The sequence below is a fragment of the Chryseobacterium echinoideorum genome (genome assembly GCF_007474535.1).
Classification (GTDB): domain Bacteria; phylum Bacteroidota; class Bacteroidia; order Flavobacteriales; family Weeksellaceae; genus Chryseobacterium; species Chryseobacterium echinoideorum.
Map to the genome: position 1 here is coordinate 249,927 of NZ_VKNW01000005.1, position 19,371 is coordinate 269,297.

General features: G+C 34.9%; 17 protein-coding genes and 1 riboswitch. Of the genes, 12 read left to right on the forward strand and 5 right to left on the reverse strand.

Annotation, left to right across the window (positions count from 1 at the left end; translation table 11 throughout):
• Nucleotides 1-2: 2 nt before the first annotated feature.
• A complete protein-coding gene (locus FOL89_RS08585; protein ID WP_144282409.1) occupies nt 3-1,187 on the forward strand; it encodes a hypothetical protein in 1,185 nt (394 codons plus the stop codon).
• 70 nt (nt 1,188-1,257) lie between these two features.
• On the opposite strand, the gene cphA is transcribed toward FOL89_RS08585, so the two are convergent.
• Nucleotides 1,258-3,885 carry a cyanophycin synthetase gene (cphA, locus tag FOL89_RS08590; protein ID WP_144282410.1) on the reverse strand — a complete coding sequence of 876 codons (2,628 nt, stop codon included), beginning with the start codon at nt 3,883-3,885 and terminating at the stop codon, nt 1,258-1,260.
• A gap of 203 nt (nt 3,886-4,088) precedes the next feature.
• On the opposite strand from cphA, the gene FOL89_RS08595 reads away from it, so the two are divergent.
• The 3 genes from FOL89_RS08595 (at nt 4,089) to FOL89_RS08605 (ending at nt 6,180) form a co-directional block, all read left to right on the forward strand.
• Nucleotides 4,089-4,973 (forward strand): cyanophycinase, encoded by an 885-nt coding sequence (locus FOL89_RS08595; RefSeq protein ID WP_144282411.1) that lies wholly within the window; start codon nt 4,089-4,091, stop codon nt 4,971-4,973.
• A 19-nt stretch (nt 4,974-4,992) separates the two neighbouring features.
• A complete protein-coding gene (locus FOL89_RS08600) occupies nt 4,993-5,835 on the forward strand; it encodes an isoaspartyl peptidase/L-asparaginase (protein ID WP_144282412.1) in 843 nt (280 codons plus the stop codon).
• 102 nt (nt 5,836-5,937) lie between these two features.
• Entirely contained in the window at nt 5,938-6,180 is a 243-nt protein-coding gene (locus FOL89_RS08605; protein ID WP_144282413.1) for a YtxH domain-containing protein, read from the forward strand.
• Nucleotides 6,181-6,234: 54 nt separating this feature from the next.
• Here the strand turns inward: FOL89_RS08605 and FOL89_RS08610 are convergent, their stop codons facing one another.
• Nucleotides 6,235-7,032, reverse strand: a complete 798-nt coding sequence (locus tag FOL89_RS08610) for a class I SAM-dependent methyltransferase (protein ID WP_144282414.1) — start codon at nt 7,030-7,032, stop codon at nt 6,235-6,237.
• A gap of 217 nt (nt 7,033-7,249) precedes the next feature.
• Nucleotides 7,250-7,426: riboswitch (cobalamin riboswitch) on the forward strand.
• Nucleotides 7,427-7,458: 32 nt separating this feature from the next.
• Here FOL89_RS08610 and FOL89_RS08615 point away from each other — a divergent pair.
• Entirely contained in the window at nt 7,459-9,288 is a 1,830-nt protein-coding gene (locus FOL89_RS08615) for a TonB-dependent receptor plug domain-containing protein (protein ID WP_144282415.1), read from the forward strand.
• Nucleotides 9,289-9,309: 21 nt separating this feature from the next.
• A complete protein-coding gene (locus tag FOL89_RS08620; protein WP_144282416.1) occupies nt 9,310-10,350 on the forward strand; it encodes a YncE family protein in 1,041 nt (346 codons plus the stop codon).
• A 74-nt stretch (nt 10,351-10,424) separates the two neighbouring features.
• On the opposite strand, the gene FOL89_RS08625 is transcribed toward FOL89_RS08620, so the two are convergent.
• From FOL89_RS08625 to hemB, 3 genes are all read right to left on the reverse strand, one after another.
• The gene (locus tag FOL89_RS08625) at nt 10,425-11,846 is read right to left on the reverse strand and encodes a CCA tRNA nucleotidyltransferase (RefSeq protein ID WP_144282417.1); all 1,422 of its coding nucleotides are present in this window, start codon (nt 11,844-11,846) and stop codon (nt 10,425-10,427) included.
• 211 nt (nt 11,847-12,057) lie between these two features.
• Entirely contained in the window at nt 12,058-12,636 is a 579-nt protein-coding gene (locus FOL89_RS08630) for an L-threonylcarbamoyladenylate synthase (RefSeq protein WP_262710805.1), read from the reverse strand.
• A gap of 42 nt (nt 12,637-12,678) precedes the next feature.
• Entirely contained in the window at nt 12,679-13,668 is a 990-nt protein-coding gene (hemB, locus tag FOL89_RS08635) for a porphobilinogen synthase (RefSeq protein ID WP_144282419.1), read from the reverse strand.
• 119 nt (nt 13,669-13,787) lie between these two features.
• On the opposite strand from hemB, the gene FOL89_RS08640 reads away from it, so the two are divergent.
• From FOL89_RS08640 to FOL89_RS08665, 6 genes are all read left to right on the forward strand, one after another.
• The gene (locus tag FOL89_RS08640; protein WP_144282420.1) at nt 13,788-14,138 is read left to right on the forward strand and encodes a T9SS type A sorting domain-containing protein; all 351 of its coding nucleotides are present in this window, start codon (nt 13,788-13,790) and stop codon (nt 14,136-14,138) included.
• A 104-nt stretch (nt 14,139-14,242) separates the two neighbouring features.
• On the forward strand, nt 14,243-15,160 hold the full coding sequence (locus FOL89_RS08645) for an ABC transporter ATP-binding protein (RefSeq protein WP_144282421.1): 918 nt from the start codon (nt 14,243-14,245) through the stop codon (nt 15,158-15,160).
• A complete protein-coding gene (locus FOL89_RS08650; protein ID WP_144282422.1) occupies nt 15,157-16,467 on the forward strand; it encodes an ABC transporter permease in 1,311 nt (436 codons plus the stop codon). The genes FOL89_RS08645 and FOL89_RS08650 overlap by 4 nt, the downstream gene beginning before the upstream one ends.
• 99 nt (nt 16,468-16,566) lie before the next feature.
• Nucleotides 16,567-17,280: a 3-ketoacyl-ACP reductase gene (locus FOL89_RS08655; RefSeq protein WP_144282423.1), complete on the forward strand. Its 714-nt coding sequence runs from the start codon at nt 16,567-16,569 to the stop codon at nt 17,278-17,280.
• A 195-nt stretch (nt 17,281-17,475) separates the two neighbouring features.
• The gene (locus FOL89_RS08660; RefSeq protein WP_144282424.1) at nt 17,476-18,150 is read left to right on the forward strand and encodes an SIMPL domain-containing protein; all 675 of its coding nucleotides are present in this window, start codon (nt 17,476-17,478) and stop codon (nt 18,148-18,150) included.
• Nucleotides 18,151-18,161: 11 nt separating this feature from the next.
• On the forward strand, nt 18,162-19,355 hold the full coding sequence (locus tag FOL89_RS08665) for a hypothetical protein (protein WP_144282425.1): 1,194 nt from the start codon (nt 18,162-18,164) through the stop codon (nt 19,353-19,355).
• Nucleotides 19,356-19,371 lie beyond the last annotated feature (16 nt).

A 19,371-nucleotide genomic window follows, 5' to 3' on the forward strand; every position in this document is an offset into this window, starting at 1 on the left:
ATATGATTTCAAAATATAGAAAACTGTTTAATCAGGAATTTTCACAGGAAAAATACGAAAAGGTAAAAAATTTAATCAAAGAAAAAAGCGGCATCGAAGCAGGATTTCGTCTTTCAGAAAGCCCTCTCTTTTTGACTAAAGAATTTGAAGCCAAACTTTTGGACGCAAGCGAAAGCATCATCAACCAAATCAAAAGCTTACAGGAAGGCATTCTGGAGAAAGCAATTCCTGAAAACTGTAATGTACCTAACGATACCAAACAGCCGCATTTTTTCACCATAGATTTTGGAATCTGCAGAAGTGAGAATGGCAAGATTGAACCTCAACTGATAGAACTTCAGGCATTTCCTTCTTTGTATGCTTTTCAGAAAATTTTTGAAGATACACTTTGTGAAGTTTACCCTTTTCTTTATGAAATCAAAAATAAAATGACTTCGGAAGAACTGAAACAACATTTAACAGAATTAATTATCGGTGACGAACATCCAGAAAATGTTATTTTACTTGAAATTTTTCCTGAAAAACAAAAAACATTGATTGATTTTGTTTTAACTGAAAAATTATTAGGAATAAAAACGGTTTGCCTTACCAAAGTAAAAAAAGAAGACAAAAAACTGTTCTACGAAAATGAAGGAAAGAAAACTGAGATCAAACGCATTTATAACCGGGTAATTTTTGATGAACTGGATAAAATTCCTGATCTTAAAATTGAATTTGATTTTCGTGAAGAGGCAGATGTAAAATGGATCACCCATCCTAACTGGTTTTTTAAAATTTCAAAATTTCTTTTACCCATGCTGAATCATCAGTTTGTTCCGAAAAGTTACTTCCTGCATGAATTTCCGGAAACTGAAAATCTTGAAAATTTTGTATTGAAGCCTCTATTTTCATTTGCAGGGAGCGGAGTAAACCTAAACCCAACAAAAGAAATAACCGATGCTATTAAGGATAAAGAAAATTACATCTTACAAAGAAAAGTAAACTACGAACCGATTTTTGAAGATATCAACGGTGAATTTTCAAAAGCTGAAATCCGTTTATTGTATATCTGGAGAGAAAACGAAGACCGCCCCATTCTGTTAGAAAATCTCGGAAGAATGACGAAAGCAGCCATGGTAAATGTAGATTTCAATAAAAAAGATGCGATTTGGATTGGAAGTTCTAATGCTTTTTTTGCTGAAGAATAATCATATTTTGAAAATAAATTTCGGCGGCATCTTCGATGCCGCCGAAATTTATTAAAGGGATTGAATATTATTAAAATTTATCATCCTCCAAAAGTTCTCTTGCCTGATAATCCTGTACCAGATCAATAGCATTCGAAATCACATCACTCAAAGCAGTAATAAAAGTACCTTCTTCGGCCATACTCATTGCATGTTTCAGCGCTTCAATTTCTTTTGGAATAATCTCATAACTTACATCTCTACCCGATTGCTGAATACCATCTATAATCAAACCATTGATCTCATCTTCCGTTCTTCCGCGCAAATGTTTTTCATTACGGATGATAATATAATCAAACATTCTTCCTGCAATCTTTCCACAGAGTTTGATATCTTCGTCTCTTCTGTCGCCAACTCCGGAAATGATTCCTATTTTCTTGGTAGATTCTACATTTTTCAGGTAATCTTCAATAGCTTCATAACCCGCAGGATTGTGGGCAAAATCTATTAAAACTTTAAAATTTTTGAATTTAAAGACATTCAGTCTTCCGGGTGTAAGCTGTGCACTCGGGATAAAAGTACGCAGTGAATTGGAAATATCCTCAATTCCAAAGCCATAAAGATAACATGCCAAACTTGCTGCTAAAACATTAGATATCATAAATTTAGCCTTACCTTCCATCGTAATAGGAAAATCTTTAGCCCTGCCTATTCTTATCTTCCAGTCGCCTTTTTTGATGGTCACAAAACCTTCTTCATAAACGCAGGTAGTTCTTCCTTCTTTTGCAAATTTTTTGATATGCTCATTATTTTCATCCAAACTAAAAATAGCTACCTGGCTTGGTAAATCATTAATGATACGCATAGAATATTCATCATCTGCATTCATTACACTCCATCCGTTTTTCCTTACACTGTCCAGAACTACTCTTTTTACTTTTGTAAGATCTTTGAGGTTATGAATATCATTCATTCCTAAATGATCTTCTTTAATATTGGTTAAAACTCCGATATCACACTGCCCGAAACCCAAACCTGAACGAAGAATTCCTCCTCTTGCGGTTTCAAGCACTGCAAATTCCACCGTTGGATCTTTTAGAATAAATTCCGCTGAAATAGGACCTGTCGTATCTCCTTTTGTCAGCATCGTATTCTGAATATAAATTCCGTCTGAAGTTGTGAAGCCTACTCTATAACCGTTACTTTTTACAATATGAGCAATAAGTCGGGTTGTAGTTGTTTTTCCGTTGGTTCCTGTTACTGCAATAATAGGAATAGTAAAAGGTTTTCCCTGTGGATACAGCATATCAACAACAGGAGCTGCCACATTTCTCGGAAGCCCTTCGCTCGGTGCTAAGTGCATTCTGAAACCTGGCGCAGCGTTGACTTCAATAATAGCACCACCACTCTCTTTCAATGGCTGAGTTAGATTTTCTGCCATGATATCAATTCCGCAGACATCAAGTCCGATAATTTTGGATATTCTTTCAGCCATTGTAATATTTTCAGGATGCACCATGTCGGTTACATCAATGGAAGTTCCGCCTGTAGAAAGATTGGCTGTAGATTTTAAATAAACCACTTCTCCTTTTTGAGGAATTGTTTCTAAAGTATACTGAAGCTTTTCCAGTAATTCCATTGTATCTTTATCAACATTGATTTCCGTTAAAACATTTTCATGTCCGTAACCTCTTCTGGGATCCTGGTTTTCTTTGTCGATAAGCATTTGTATGTTAGATTCACCATCTCCGACCACATGAGCAGGAACCCTTCTTGCTGCAGCCACCATTTTATTATTGATAACCAAAACTCTGAAGTCGTAACCCGTGATATACTTTTCAACAATTACTTTTTTAGAATATTTTTGTGCATGTTCCAAACCTATTAGTGCAGATTCAAAATCACTTATATTGATAGAAGAACCCTTTCCGTGATTACCGTCTAAAGGCTTAATAACTATAGGAAAATCAATTTTTTTGATAACATTTCTTAGTTGATCTTCATCTACTACTAAATCTCCCATCGGAACAGGAATGGCAGCATCGTGAAGCATTCTCTTTGTAAGCTCTTTATTGCAGGCAATATCAACGGCAATTGAACTGGTTTTCCCTGTGATTGTTGCCTGAAAACGCTGTTGATTAACACCGTATCCCAATTGTACTAATGAATTGCTTCCCAATCTTATCCATGGAATTTTTCTAGAAACTGCTTCTTCTACAATGCTTCCCGTAGAAGGTCCCAGTCTTACACGTTCTCTGATTTCTTTAAGCGTTTGAATACAGGCGTTGATATCGTATTCTTTATTCTCAATCAGTGCTTCAGCTATTGCTACAGATTGTTCGGCAGCATAAATCCCAGCGTTTTCTTCAATATAGTCAAATACAACATTATAAACACCGGGAGTTTTTGTTTCTCTTGTTCGTCCAAAGCCGGTATCCATCCCTGCAAGCGTCTGAATTTCGAGAGCAATATGTTCAATAACATGTCCCATCCAGGTTCCGGTTTCTATTCTATGGAAAAATCCGCCCCTTACTCCTTCTGAACAGCGATGGCTAATGAGTGAAGGCAAAAGCTCTTCAATTCTTTCTCTAAAGCCATCAATTTTATTAGTAGGAAAATTTTCCATTTCCTCAAGATCCAGTCTCATCTGGATTAGTTTTTTTCTTCTTATACTCCAGATATTCGGACCGCGAAGCGCCTGTATTTTTTCAATTTTCATAGTTTAGTTCAAATAATTTTTTTTAATTAATAAATACATCATTTCAAATCAAAGATAATGCAAAACATGAAAAAAATACGCACCTCTATTGAAGATTTATGAAAAAAAATATTTACTCGTTAAGATCTTTAAAATCAAACTAATTACTTTAAAAAGCTTCATTAAATTTCATCAACAATGAATAATTTTCTACTTTTGTAAGCATGAAACCTGTTGGAAAATTAATTATTATCGGCGGAGCTGTGAATAAGGGCAGCTTTACCGAAACAGATTACGATCAGAATGTTGAAAAAAATCTTAACTTTTTTGAGAGAGGAATTCTAAGAAAAATCATTACTGAATCTAAAAACAAAGAAAATTCTATTATTGAAGTGGTAACTACTGCTTCGCAAATTCCGCAAATTGTAGGAGCAGAATACAAAAAAGCTTTTGAATTTTTGGGAGCTAAAAATGTAAATATTCTGGATATCTACAATCGTGAAGAAGCCAATTCCGATGCTATTGTAGCGAGAGCCAATGCAGCAGATGTGGTAATGTTTACAGGCGGTGATCAGCTCAGACTGACATCTATTCTCGGAGGAACAAGATTTCACGATGCTATTTTACTGAAATATCAGGAGCAGGATTTTATCTATTCCGGAACTTCTGCAGGAGCAGCAGCAGCTTCTGAAAACATGATATATCAGGGAAGCAGTTCTGAAGCCTTACTGAAAGGAGAAATAAAGACAACGCAGGGATTAGGTCTTATTGATAATGTGATTGTAGATACTCATTTTGTTCAGAGAGGAAGAATAGGAAGACTTTTTCAGGCTGTGGTAAGCAATCCTAGAACTCTGGGAATCGGTCTTGGGGAAGACACTGGTCTTTTTATTCATAACGACGTGATGACTGCAGTTGGATCTGGACTTGTGATCATTGTCGATGGAAGATTCATTAAAGATACCAATCTCACCAATATCAATCTGGGAGAACCTATTTCAATTGATAACCTTACCGTTCACGTAATGTCTATGAATGATCACTATGACCTGAAGACAAAAACATTAACGATTGAAAATTCTCAGTTTAACCCAATTCCACAAACATAAACATTTATCTAACCAAATTATGAAAATCATCATACACGGCGGATTTTTCTCTGAAAGCGATCAAAGCAAAGATACAAAAACTGCCAAGCAGAATTCATTGAAAAGTATTATAGAAAAGGCTTATCAGTATTTACAAAATCATTCTGCAGTTGAAACTGTTTCCTATGCTGTTTCGCTTTTAGAAGATGATGAATTATATAATGCTGGAATCGGTTCGCAGATTCAGAGTGACGGCATCATCAGGATGAGTGCTGCTTTAATGGATGGAAATACCCAGAAAATGAGTGGTGTAATCAATATTCAGGATGTAAAAAACCCTGTTTTTGTTGCTCAGGAACTGATGAAAGAGGATGACAGAGTTTTGGGTGGAAGCGGAGCCAAAAAATATGCTTCCGAACATGGTTTTGACAATTTTTCTACAGAAATTCCTCAACGCAGAAATGAATATGAAGCTAAACTTCAAAATGGCGGAAAAGGAACTGTGGGCTGTGTAGCTTTGGATAAACAAGGTAGATTGGCTGTTGCTACCTCAACGGGCGGAAAAGGGTTTGAAATTCCCGGAAGAATCTCAGATTCTGCTACTGTAGCCGGAAATTATGCTAATGAATTTTGTGCTGTAAGCTGCACAGGAGTAGGTGAAGATATTGTAAGCAACGCAACTGCTGCTAAAATCGTAACCAGAGTAACAGATGGTTTTAATATACAGGAAGCTTTTAATAAAACTTTTTCTGAATTAAAAACTATTGATGGTTTCGCAGGTGCTATTGCCATTGATAAAAACGGAAATATTTTTCATCAGGACTCTTATCCTACCATGGTTTTCGCAAGTTTCGACGGAACTGATTTTGAGGTTTTTAAATAAAATTTAACATATTTTTATTACTAACTCCTGATTTTTTGGCACGTATTTTACATACTTAATATTAACAAATTTAATATTATAACATTTTAAAAATCAGAAATCATGGGAAATAAAACAAGTGGTCTTTTAGCATTATTAGGATTGGGTGCATTAGCTTATTGGAAGTATAAAAAATCTACTCCAGAACAACAACAGGTTGTAAAAGATAAAATCAACAATGCAAAAGACAATATCAACAAATGGGGAAATGACCTGAAAGATAAAGCGAATGAAGTTGTCTCTCAGGCACAAAATAAAATGGATGAAGCCAAAACGAAAGTAGAAGATACGGCTTCCAATATTTAACCGGCAACATATATATATATTATTCAAAACATTCATATACAGAAAAAGTCATCATTACGATGGCTTTTTTTGTGCTTTAATAGAATAAACCATCGGAATTCTGTTCCCAAATTTTTTGGTGCGCCATTTTCCTTTTTCAAATTCTTCAATATCCTTGAAACATGGATAAGGAGACCAGTCGAACTCTTTAAAATTTTGAATTTCTATATTTTTACTGATTAAATTCTGCAAAACTTCAGATAAAGAATGATTCCACATCACATAATCCTGAACAATGTCTGCTGAAAAATCTGCGTAGGTCCCTTCATAGGTCTCTGAGATTGGTTTTTCATTAAAATAATTATAAGATACTTCTGTAAAATCATCATCGTACATCCAAACGACAGGATGAAACTCAGCCATGATAAAATATCCGTCTGGTTTCAAAAAGTGTGAAACTACATTTGCCCATTTTTCAAGATCAGGAAGCCAGCCAATGGTTCCATAACTGGTAAAAACAATATCAAATTTTTTATTTAAAACATTTGGTAGATTGTAAATATCAGAACAAATAAATTCAACCTTTTCTTTACATTTTTCAGCCAGACTTATTCCCGCCTCAATGGCTTTATCGGAAAGATCTACCGCGGTCACTTTTGCTCCCATTCTTGAAAGTGAAATAGAATCCTGTCCGAAATGGCATTGAAGATGTAAAACTGATTTACCGTTAAGATCACCCAACAGTTCCAGTTCTATAGGATTTAAAGAAGTACGTCCTTTTATAAACTCACCAACAAAATAAAAATCAGATTGAAGATGTGTTTCTACTTTGGCATTCCATGAGTTTTTGTTGATCTCTAGATAATTTTCCATAGGTGTTTATTTAATTCTTCAAAATTTAATTTGATTAGAACGAGTATTAAAATATTTACTGTTATTAATCATGCTATTTAACTTAACGCAAAATAAGCAATTATGATCAATCATTATTAAAATCATAAATTTAATAATGATTCTTGATTTAAGTTTGATGACTAAAAAACTCTTTGATGTCTGAAGTGCTCCATTTGTCAGATTCATTTAAAAACTTATCTTTGCAAAAAATTTTGGTTTCCAAGAGATTGGAACTAAGAGGGAATTGGGTGAAAATCCCAAACTGTCCCCGCAACTGTAAATCGTACAAAAATTTTCTGTAAAAACCACTGTGAACAACGGGAAGGTGCAGAAAAACGAAAGTCAGGAGACCTGCCAGAATTTAAACATAAAAAAAATTGCTTTCGGAGGAAAGGCAAATGTATTATGAGTTTAAAGAAATCATTCGTTCTCGTTTCTGCGTTTTTCTGTTTAGACCTGTATTTCGGTCAGGAAACCCCAATTGATACGGTTTACATTTTTGATAACCAAATGAAAAAGGCTAAACTTTTTCATGAGGTTACTACTTTAAGTGCATCAGATATTCAAAAAAATTCTTCCAATTTATCTGAAGTTTTAAGGTTTCAGTCTCCCGTTTACATTAAAGAAAATGGTCGTGGAGCTGTTTCTTCACCTTCATTCAGAGGAACGACTGCACAGCAGACTGCTTTTGTATGGAACGGGATCAACATTAATTCTCAGTTTCTCGGACAAGGGGATGTAAATAATATTGCACTTTTCGGATATGACCAAATGGAAATAAAATCCGGCGGCGGAAGTGTCATTTACGGAAGTGGTGCTATTGGAGGAAGTATTCACCTAAATAATGAACTGAACTTTAACAAAGGTTTTCACGGAATAATTCATACTGAAGCTGGTTCGTTTAACACCTACAATAATTTAGCAAAAGGATCTTTCAGCAATGATCGTTTCAGTTTTAAAGTTTCCGGTAATTATCTGATCAGTGAAAACAATTATCAGGTGGAGGAAGAAAATTACATCAACCGAAACGGAAAATTTTACAATACTACTTTCAACCTCGGAACTTCATACAGGATTTCAAGAAAAAATATAATCTCTTGGCAAAGCCAATGGTATGACGCTGTACAAAATTATCCTGTTTTTGAAAATAAAGGAAACCGTACAAAGTATGAATCGCAGACTATTAGAAGTTTGCTCGCCTGGGATTTCAATCATAAAAAAACATCCAACAGCCTGAAAGCAGCTTACACGGAAGAAAATTTCCAGTATTTCGGGATTGAAAAAGCTCAGAAAACCAGCGGAGGAAAAGGTAAAAATTATATTATAAAAAATGATTTTAATTTCTTTATCATTCCAAAATTGAATCTTAATATCATTGGAGAATTTCAGCATAACGAAGGGGAAGGATATAAATCCGGAATTGGTGATGTAAGTAGAAATATTGGCTCTGCTGCAGGGTTATTAAGATATTTCGCTTCGCCTACACTTTCTTTTGAAGCCGGGGTAAAACAGGATTTTGTAGAAGATATAGATTCACCGTTTTTGTATTCTTTTTCAGGGAAATGGAATACGAACAAATGGTATAGCCTTACACTTAATTTTTCAAGAAATTTCAGATTTCCATCATTTAATGACTTATACTGGGAACCAGGCGGAAATCTCAACCTGAAACCAGAAACCTCTATCCAAACAGATATGACTCATGAGTTTAAAGTCTCAGATTTCACGTTGAAAGTGAGTCCTTATTACATGAAAATCGACCAAATGATCCGTTGGCTTCCAACACCTTTTGGCTACTGGTCTGCATTTAACACCAGAAAGGTAGAATCTTACGGTTTAGAATCACAATTGACGTATCAAAAAAAACTGAATCATCATCAATTGAGATTAGCCGCAGGTTATGTCTACGCAAAATCTACTGATATGGAAACACAGAACCAGCTCATGTATGTCCCGCTGCATAAGCTTTCTGCCAATATAGATTATGAATATGATGTTGTAAAAATATATGCACAGGGATTATTTAACGGGCTGACTTATACTACTTCTGATGAAAGTAAAAAATATGCGATCTATCCGTATTTTGTGATGAACGCAGGAGCTTCGGCAACCATAGCAAAAAAATACACTATAGGATTAAGAGTGAATAACATTACTAATACAGTTTACGAAACGGTAGCATTTTACTTCATGCCTAAAAGAAATTACAGTATTTATGCAAGCATTAACTTTTAAAAACAATTAAAATATATACTTATGAAATTCAACAGATTACTACAAATTATTTTCGGATTTGTATTGCTATTTTCACTTTCATGTACTTCAGAATATGAGGAAATTATTCCTGAAGCTACTTACGAAAACGGATATTTCATTACCAATGAAGGAAATTTCGGACAGCCCAATGCAGAAGTAAGCTTTATTACGAAGGATCTTAATGTGCTGCAAAACGATTTATACAAAGCCAACAATAATAATGAAAATCTAGGTGATGTTCTTCAGACGATGGTAATCAGCGGAGACAAAGCATTTTTATTATTAAATAATTCCAACAAAATTCAGGTAGTTAACCGTTATACATTCAAAAAAATTGGAACTATTACAAATGAGATCAACCAGCCTCGTTATATGGCAATTGCCAATAATATGCTGTATGTTTCTAATGACCAGTATATGGGAGCGAAATATGTAAGTGTTTATAAAACTTCCGATTTTTCCTTAGTGAAAAAAATTCCGTTCTCTGATACCGCAGAAAGAGTTGTATCAGCAGGTGGAAGTATTTTTGTGCAAAATGCTACTTATGGTTTTGGGAATACCCTTACTAAAATAAATACTACAACCAATGAAATTGACGGCACACCTATCTCTGTACCTAATGGAAATATCAATAAAACAATTGCTTACAACAACAATGTATATGTAATTGCAGAAGGAGCTGCCAGCTCATTTCTTTATGAAATTTCTCCTGCAGGAAGTATTACAAAGAATATTACGTTAAACATTCCCAACGCAACCAATCTGCAGATTGAAAGTGGAAAATTTTTCTTCAGTTCAGCAAACAAAATCTATTCTATGAATATGAATGCGACAGCTGCTCCTACTGCTCCAATTATCACAGCAGTTGATGGCGGACAATATTACACTTTGTACGGCTTCAATGTTATGGATGGAAGAATTTTCACGTCTGATGTAAAAGGATTTTCTCAGGTAAGTGAAATGAGTGTCTATACAACTTCAGGAACTTTGATCAAGAAATTTACTGTAGGAATGGGTGCAAACGGAGTTTACTCTAACTAGTTACCAATCACTTTTAATAAACTTCGGCGGCATCAAAGATGCCGCCGAAGTTATATTATTTTATCATTAAAAATTTAAACCACCTTCAACCCGAGCTTTTCGGCCTCTGAAATCACAAAGTTCTTAGCTTCTTCGCTGTCATTGGCAATTTCACCTTCCAGAATAGCTTCCTTTACTTTTTCTTTTAAAATACCTATTTCACGACCCGGCTGTAAATTAAACATCGTCATAATTTCTTCTCCTGAAATAGGCGGCTGAAAATTCCTTACCTGATCTTTTTCTTCCACCTCTTTTATTTTTACTGCAACGTATTCAAAATTCTTTTTAAATTTTTCCTGCTTTCTGGAGTTTTTGGTGGTAATATCAGCTTTGCAAAGCGTAAAAAGATCTTCTATATCTTCACCCGCATCAAAAAGCAGTCTTCTCAATGCAGAATCTGAGGCATCATCAGTAATCAAAGCGATGGGTCTTGATGAAAGCTTAACCATTTTCTGAACATACTTCATATCACTTCCCAATGGCAACTTTAACCGCTGGAAAAGATGTTTCACCATTTTCGAACCTAAAAACTCGTGTCCGTGAAAAGTCCAACCTGTTCCTTCCACAAACTTTTTGGTAGGAGCTTTTCCTATGTCGTGCAGCAAGGCAGACCATCGAAGCCACAGATTATCGGTATTTTCAGAAATATTATCTACGACTTCCAGAGTGTGATAAAAATTGTCTTTATGGGTTTGTCCTTCTACTTCTTCCACCCCTTTCAAATCAATCAGCTCAGGAATAATAAGTTTCATTAAACCTACTTCTGCCATCAGTTTGAGTCCGACTGAAGGTTTTCCGGAAAGCATAATTTTATTAAATTCAACCATAATTCTTTCCGTAGAAACAATTTTGATTCTTTCTGCTTCCTTTTTGATCGCATTCAAGGAATTTTCTTCAATCTGAAAATCCAAAGTTGATGCAAACCGAATTGCCCTCATCATTCTGAGCGGATCATCCGAATACGTCTGTTCTGGTTCAAGCGGTGTTTTCAAAATTCCTTTTTCCAAATCTTCCATTCCATTAAAAGGATCAATCAATTCTCCAAAATTATCCTGATTAAGGGAAATTGCCATTGCGTTGATTGTAAAATCACGCCTTTTCTGGTCATCCTCAATAGTGCCTCCTTCCACTTCTGGTTTACGGCTGTTTTCAGTATAACTTTCTTTCCTTGCACCCACAAATTCAAGTTCCAAATCTTTATAACGGATCATGGCTGTTCCGTAGGTTTTAAAAACAGAAACCTTCATTTTAGGATCAATTTCTTTTCCTACATTTTGGGCAAGTGCAATTCCGCTCTGCTCGGTCACAAAATCAATATCGGTAGAAGCTTTTCTTTTCATAAGCAGATCACGAACATATCCTCCGACAATATAAACCGATTGATTGTTTCGTGATGCAGCTTGAGAAATGAGCTTAAAAAGGGTAAGATTTTTATTTTGAGCAAGATTGATGAACATTTTTTTTGGATGTTAAATTTTTGATTGAAGACATAGACTTCAAATTATCTTATTTTGAAAGATTTGTCTAAATATGAACCATTAAGAAATCAAACAATAGTTTTTTATTCAAGTTTCATAATGGCTGTAGAGTGGCAAAGATAACCATTTGAGGCAAAAACCACAAAAGACAGCTAACTATTGAATCGTGAAAATTTCCGTAACAAATTGATTATTCCCTTAAAACTTTGATGCGGTTATCATTCCAGATTTTTATAACAGATGATCCTGAATATTTTGAAACTTTTTCTCTGTCTTCTTCTACGGCATAATCTACCATCCCAATCATTTCGGGAGAAATATCAGAAAATTTCAAAGGACTTTTATCTCCGCTGAAATTCGCAGAAGTAGAAACCAAAGGTTTGTTGAGCCTGGAAATCAGTTTTTTACAGAAATCATTTTTTACGAGACGAATTCCAATGCTTCCGTCTTCTGCCAGAAGTTCTTCGGGCAAGCCTTTCGGATTTTCGTAAACGATGGTCACGGGTTTTTCACTCAGATCAATAATTTCCCAAGCCATTTCCGGAACATCTACCAAGTTCTGCAATCGTTTTTCTGATTCTACCAGAATGATCATTGATTTATTTCTTTCCCTTTTTTTTATATCAAAAATCTTATTGATTGCATCAACATTTGTCGCATCGCATCCAATTCCCCAAATAGTATCTGTAGGATAAAGTATGGTGCCGCCTGATTGAAGTATTTTTATAATTTGTTCCATGAAGTTCTTTTGTCGTAAATGATAGCAAATTAAATCCCTAGAAAAAAACCAGGGATTTTAATGTTTTAATGATTACTGATTTAAAATCATTGCTGCTTCCTTTGCAGCGTATGTAAAAATCATATCAGCTCCAGCTCTTTTAAAGCATGTTAAACTTTCAATAATTGCCTTATCATTATCAAGCCAGCCATTTTGGGCAGCCGCCTTTAGCATGGCATATTCTCCGCTTACGTTATAAACCGCAATAGGCAAGTCAATCGCTTCACGAACTTTTGAAACAATATCCAGATACGGAAGTCCTGGTTTGATCATGATAATATCTGCTCCCTCTTCCACATCTTTGAAAACTTCATTGAGAGCTTCACGGGAATTGTGAAAATCCATCTGATATGTTTTTTTATCCTTAGGGATTTCCATAGTATCTTTCGGAGCACTGTCTAAAGCACTTCTGAAAGGTCCGTAAAAAGAACTGGCATATTTTGCAGCATAGCTTAAAATGCCAACATCCTGAAAACCGCTTTCTTCCAAAGCTTCACGGATAATCATAACTCTGCCGTCCATCATATCACTCGGTGCTACAATGTCAGCTCCAGCTTCTGCCTGCGAAACTGCCATTTTTGCCAGGGCATCGTTGGTAGCATCGTTTACAATTTTTCCGTTTTCTATGATTCCGTCATGACCATAAATAGAATAAGGATCTAAAGCAACATCGGGCATTACAATCATATCGGGAACAGCGTCTTTAATAGCTTTGATGGTATTCTGCATCAGCCCGTTTTTATTCCAGGCTTCTTTTCCGGTATTGTCTTTAAGGTTTTCAGAAACTTTCATATAAAGATTGACGGCTTTTACACCTAAAGAAAACAGCTCTTTGCATTCTTTCACGGTCAGATCAATACTTCTTCTGAAAATTCCCGGCATTGACGAAATGGCTTCTTGTTTATTTTCACCTTCCATCACAAAAACCGGCATTACAAAATCATTGACAGAAAGACTGCATTCTCTCACCAATCCTCTCATAGAATCGCTTACTCTCAACCTTCTGTTTCTAGAATATATCATTTTTGGAATACTTTTTGAATAATTTATTGCAAATTTAATACAACTTGAGCAAAAAACTGTTGCATTGTATTGTAGAATATATTATTTTTGTTAGTAATATGTAAGCAAATTATTCATTGATGAGAAAATTTTTACTTTTAATTATATTAATCACCGCTTCTGTCGCTTTTTCTGACGGTGCAAAAGCTCAAACAAGAGAACCTTCGTCGTTTTCTCAAAAGTCTGATGATGGGGTGTTAACCGCATATCCTAATCCGGCAAAAGATTTTCTGATGGTGAAAGCCAAAGATTCTTCTTTAAAAATTAAAAATGTGAGCTTCTACTCTATTTTGGGAACGCAGGTTGCAAGTTACAATGTCAACAGCAATAGTGCAGAGATTAATATCCAAAGACTGAAGCCTGGGAAATATCTCATCAGATATATTCTGAGCGATAATACCCAAAAGGTTACTCAAATAGTTAAACAATAAAACTTAAATCCTGATAATCATCAGGATTTTTTCTTTTGGCAATATTTATTTTAATTATTCCGTAACTTTCGGAATATTTTTAAACTAATTGTAAAAACAATTGCATGTTAAAAGCTGAACACATTACTAAAACATACAATGCAGGAAAGAAAACTGCTTTGGATGATTTTAGCATCCACGTTCCAAACGGGAGCATTTATGGACTTCTAGGACCCAACGGAGCGGGAAAAACGTCTTTCATAAGAATCATTAATCAGATTACGCAAGCAGATTCCGGAGAAGTATCTATCAACGGACAAAAACTAAATCCTGACCACATCAAAGACATCGGCTATATGCCTGAAGAAAGAGGTCTTTACAAAAACATGAGTGTCGGAGACCAGATTCTATATTTCGGTGAACTGAAAGGAATGAAAAAAAATGATGCCTTGAATGAAGCTAAAAAATGGTTTGAAAGACTCAACATTGATCAATGGTGGAAAAAAAAGCTATCTGAACTTTCGAAAGGTATGGCTCAAAAAATACAATTTGTAGTCACAGTTCTTCACAGACCCCGTCTTTTGATTCTGGATGAGCCTTTTTCAGGTTTTGACCCTGTAAATGCAAATCTGATAAAAGACCAGATTATTGAACTAAAAAACAACGGCACCACTATCATTCTTTCTACACACAGAATGGAAAGTGTAGAGGAAATGTGTGATTATGTAGCACTAATCAACAATTCTAAAAAAATTATTGACGGAAGAGTTTTTGACGTTCGCGAAAAATTTAAAAAAAATATTTTCGGAGTGATCTTATCTGATGTGAACGAGCAACAGTTTGATTATTTCAAAGATAAATACGGTATCTTTAATATTACCAACGAAAACCAGCTTATTTCATTTGATCTAAAGAATGAAAATGATCAGAATCTTATTTTATCAGACCTCATCAATGTGGGTAAAGTAAGATCCTTTGACGAGAAAATCCCAAGCATGAACGAAGTATTTATTAATGCAGTAAGCAATCATTCTTATTTATGAATAATATCTTTTTAATTACCAAAAGAGAATTTCTTACTCAGGTTAAGAAAAAATCTTTTATTATACTTACCCTTTTGGCTCCTTTGATGATTATTGCTTTTGGAGCAGTCATTGGGATGATGTTTAAAGCCAATGAATCTCATGTGGCAATTCAGGTGGTAGATAACAGTGGGCTTTTTAAAAACCAATTGAAATCTGACGATAAAATCAACTATGAATTTATCTCTTCACAAGAAGAACAATCAAAAATTAAAACTTTAAAAGGTAACAAAAACCTTGACGGAATTTTGGTTTTACCTCCTTTAACGAGCAATAGCTTTGATGATCTTGAAAAAAATACTCGCCTTGTTATCAATACAAAAATTGGTTTTGATACGAAGCAGCGAATTGTTTCAGATATTACCGATGTCATCAAAAAAGAGAAAATAAAACAGCTGGGAATACAGGAAAGCCAGCTTAAAAATCTTGATAAGAGTTTCAGCCTGAAAACCATTAATGTTTCTGAAAATAACAAAGAAGATTCTGATCTTGCAGTCGGAATCAAAAGTGGACTGAGCATGATTCTAATGTATGTTACATTTATGTTTATCATCATCTACGGTGTACGTGTTATGCGAAGCGTTTTAGAAGAAAAAAACAACCGTGTGGTAGAAATTATCATCTCATCGGTAAAGCCTTTTGAACTCATGATGGGGAAAATCTTGGGAGTCACTATGGTTGCTCTTACCCAATTTCTCGTATGGATCTCAATGTCTGTAATTGGTGCGCTTATTTTAAATACAGGTTTTAATTCTATACAAAAAAATATTCCCGGCGGAGATGAAACAGCTCTCAGCAAACTTGATATTCCTCAAATTGCCACACAGGTTTCCCATAGCCTGTTGGAATTGAACTTTCCGTTGATAATTTTCGTTTTTATCATTTATTTTCTTTTAGGATATATTTTTTACAGCTCTGTATATGCCGCAATTGGCTCGGCTGTAGATAATGAAACTGAAACACAACAGTTTACTTTATTTGCAATTTTACCCCTAACTTTAGGAATGTATGGAAGTTTTTCTATTCTGAACAATCCCGACGGACCTGTAGGGTTCTGGATGTCTATCATTCCGTTTACTTCTCCTGTTGCGATGATTGCAAGAATTCCATTTGGGGTTCCTGCTTGGGAAATTGCACTTTCTATTGCCCTTCTTCTGGGAACCACCATTTTTATGATTTTCCTTGCCGGTAAGATTTACCGTGTCGGGATTTTAATGTACGGAAATAAAGCAACATTGAAAGAACTCTGGAAGTGGATTAGAAACTAATCATTGAAAATACTATTCAGCTCAATTGATAAATTGTTTTTTTCATTTAACATAATTAAAATTATTCTTGCGTAAATTTGCACCGTAAAATTATTATTAATGAAAATACAGGGTAAAAATGCCATCATTACAGGAGGTGGAAGAGGTTTAGGGAAAGCAGTTGCTTTGATCCTTGCCAATGAAGGAGTAAACATAGGAATTACCGGAAGGAATGAAGAAAATCTGAAAATGACGGTGGATGAGATCCAGAAACTGGGTGTTAATGCACATTATGCAATTTTCAGTATGGATAACGAAATTCAGGTAAAAGCAGGATTAGAAACTTTAGCTCAACAGCTGGGTGGCGTAGATATTCTGATCAATAATGCAGGAATCGGTGATTTTGGTTCTATTGAAGAAATGCCGACAGAAACTTGGGAACAGGTAATAAAGACCAATCTTTTCGGGGTTTATTATGCTGCAAAAACAGTGTATCCTTACATGAAAGAAAAAGGACAGGGCGACATTATCAATGTTGCATCAACAGCAGGTCTGAAAGGCGGACCCAATATGTCTGCCTATGCAGCTTCCAAAGCTGCCGTAATTTCGCTTTCACAATCAATGATGGCAGAATGGAGAAAACAGAACATAAGAGTCATCACCTTAACGCCAAGTACTATTGCTTCAGATATGTCGATTCAGGGAGGTCTTACCGATGGAAATCCTGAAAAAGTACTTCAGCCGGAAGATTTTGCAGAATGGGTAAGAGATATTCTTAAAATGAACAGAAGAGCAATGATTGCCAATGGTTCAATTTTTTCTACCAATCCATAAAACAGCCTTTTTACATATTTTAAATAGGCGTAATTCCTTAACAACTATTAATTATTCGATATAAAAGACAATTCTCACGAGTTGTCTTTTTTTGTTTGTGAGATTCACCAAGTGAAAACATCCGTTCACCAAGTTTTCAAAATTTCAGCGTTCATTCGTGGTAATTTTACTTTAGAAATTTAAATAATAAATATTATGAAACTGAAACATCTTTTATTAGCAGGAATTTTCGCAACAGCAAGTCTGATGAATGCACAGGAAATAAAGAAAAACTTCATCGAAGTAACAGGAGTTGCAGAAATGGAAGTGGAACCGGATGAAATTATTTTTAATATCGGAATAAAAGCCGACAACAAAAATCAATTGGCAGACAATGAAAAACTTTTATTTGAAACCCTGAAAAGCAACGGTGTAAAAAATGAAGACATCAAGTTTAAGTCGATGTATCAGAATTTATATTCAAAAACAACAAAATTCACCAAAAGTTTTCAGTTTAAAGCAAATGCTAAAACTAATGTAAGCAAACTATTGGAAGAGCTTAACCAGAAGTGGGTCAGCAGCCTGAATATTGCTGAAATTAAAAATACAAAGATTGCAGATTTCAGAAAAACAGTTAAAATAAATGCATTAAAAGCTGCTAAAGAAAAAGCAGATTATCTTTTAGTAAGCATCAATAAAAAAACAGGTGATCCTATGGAAATCATAGAAGTTGAAGACTATATGAGTGATTCTGTTCTTCCTGTTGCCTACAAAAGCAAAATGGCAAATGTACAGTTGGAAGTCGCTGATCAAAGTGTTGATTATTCGTTTGACAACATTGAGAACATCAAACTTAAGTACAGTATTAAAACAAAATATGAGATTCTTTAAAAACAAATGATATGAATATTTTAAAAATTCTAACAGTAACAGCCGGTACACTTGCTTTTCTGAATGCAGGTAAAGTATCCGACAACCGATGTAGCAAGAAAACTTATCCGAAAGAAGTGAAGGAAAGTAGAATTGCAGGTTACCAGCAAAGTGAAGTTTCGAAAGACAATAAAATTCAGGTAGCTTTGCTTCTGGATACCTCCAACAGTATGGATGGATTAATTGATCAGGCAAAATCAAGACTCTGGAACATTGTCAACACTTTAACAACTTTAAAATATAACGGAAAAGCACCACAGGTCGAAATTTCTCTTTATGAATACGGAAATGACGGGTTGCAGGACGAAAACTACATAAGACAGGTCACCCCACTTACGCAGGATCTGGATCTCGTGTCTGAAAAGCTTTTCGCATTGAGAACCAACGGCGGAAGCGAATATTGCGGAGCAGCTATTCGAGATGCATCCAATAATCTCAAATGGGATGGAAATGAAAAAAGTATGAAACTCATTTATATTGCAGGAAATGAACCTTTCGATCAGGGAAATATCAATTACAAAGACGTTATTACGGTTGCTAAAAATAAGAATATCTATACCAATACTATTTTTTGCGGAAACAGAGAAGAAGGGATTAGAAGTTTCTGGCAAAACGGAGCAAATCTGGGAAACGGTAGATATTTCAATATCGACAGCAATCAGAAGGTTATTTATATTGAAACACCTTATGATATAAAAATCTCACAATATAACTCTCAGCTAAACGACACTTATATTTCTTATGGAAATCGTGGCTATGAAATGAAAAACAAACAAGCTTTGCAGGACGTAAATGCTGAATCTCTCTCCTCATCAAATGCCGTAGAAAGAGCTGTAAGCAAATCTAAAAAAAATGCCTACAAAAATGACCATTGGGATCTGGTGGATAAAGTTGAAAAAGACAAAACCTACATTTCATCCATAAAAGAAGAGGAACTGCCTTCTGAATTGAAAGGTAAAACTAAAGATGAAATTACAAAAATTGTTGCTCAAAAAGCTTCAGAACGAGAAAAAATTCAAAAAGAGATTGAGATTTTAGCTAAAAAAAGACAGCAATTCATAGATGATGAAATGAAGAAAAGGGGAAACTCTAATGCTGATGATCTGGGAAAAGCAATTGAACAATCTATTACTGAAATTGCGAAGAAAAACGGGTACAGTTTTTAGCTTTGTAATTGAAAAA

Bases quoted from the DNA above. Each gene is read 5' to 3' on its own strand.
- FOL89_RS08585 (WP_144282409.1), top strand. From the start codon at position 3: ATGATTTCAAAATATAGAAAACTGTTTAATCAGGAATTTTCACAGGAA.
- cphA (WP_144282410.1), bottom strand. From the start codon at position 3,885: ATGAAAATTGAAAAAATACAGGCGCTTCGCGGTCCGAATATCTGGAGT.
- FOL89_RS08595 (WP_144282411.1), top strand. From the start codon at position 4,089: ATGAAACCTGTTGGAAAATTAATTATTATCGGCGGAGCTGTGAATAAG.
- FOL89_RS08600 (WP_144282412.1), top strand. From the start codon at position 4,993: ATGAAAATCATCATACACGGCGGATTTTTCTCTGAAAGCGATCAAAGC.
- FOL89_RS08605 (WP_144282413.1), top strand. From the start codon at position 5,938: ATGGGAAATAAAACAAGTGGTCTTTTAGCATTATTAGGATTGGGTGCA.
- FOL89_RS08610 (WP_144282414.1), bottom strand. From the start codon at position 7,032: ATGGAAAATTATCTAGAGATCAACAAAAACTCATGGAATGCCAAAGTA.
- FOL89_RS08615 (WP_144282415.1), top strand. From the start codon at position 7,459: ATGAGTTTAAAGAAATCATTCGTTCTCGTTTCTGCGTTTTTCTGTTTA.
- FOL89_RS08620 (WP_144282416.1), top strand. From the start codon at position 9,310: ATGAAATTCAACAGATTACTACAAATTATTTTCGGATTTGTATTGCTA.
- FOL89_RS08625 (WP_144282417.1), bottom strand. From the start codon at position 11,846: ATGTTCATCAATCTTGCTCAAAATAAAAATCTTACCCTTTTTAAGCTC.
- hemB (WP_144282419.1), bottom strand. From the start codon at position 13,668: ATGATATATTCTAGAAACAGAAGGTTGAGAGTAAGCGATTCTATGAGA.
- FOL89_RS08640 (WP_144282420.1), top strand. From the start codon at position 13,788: ATGAGAAAATTTTTACTTTTAATTATATTAATCACCGCTTCTGTCGCT.
- FOL89_RS08645 (WP_144282421.1), top strand. From the start codon at position 14,243: ATGTTAAAAGCTGAACACATTACTAAAACATACAATGCAGGAAAGAAA.
- FOL89_RS08650 (WP_144282422.1), top strand. From the start codon at position 15,157: ATGAATAATATCTTTTTAATTACCAAAAGAGAATTTCTTACTCAGGTT.
- FOL89_RS08655 (WP_144282423.1), top strand. From the start codon at position 16,567: ATGAAAATACAGGGTAAAAATGCCATCATTACAGGAGGTGGAAGAGGT.
- FOL89_RS08660 (WP_144282424.1), top strand. From the start codon at position 17,476: ATGAAACTGAAACATCTTTTATTAGCAGGAATTTTCGCAACAGCAAGT.
- FOL89_RS08665 (WP_144282425.1), top strand. From the start codon at position 18,162: ATGAATATTTTAAAAATTCTAACAGTAACAGCCGGTACACTTGCTTTT.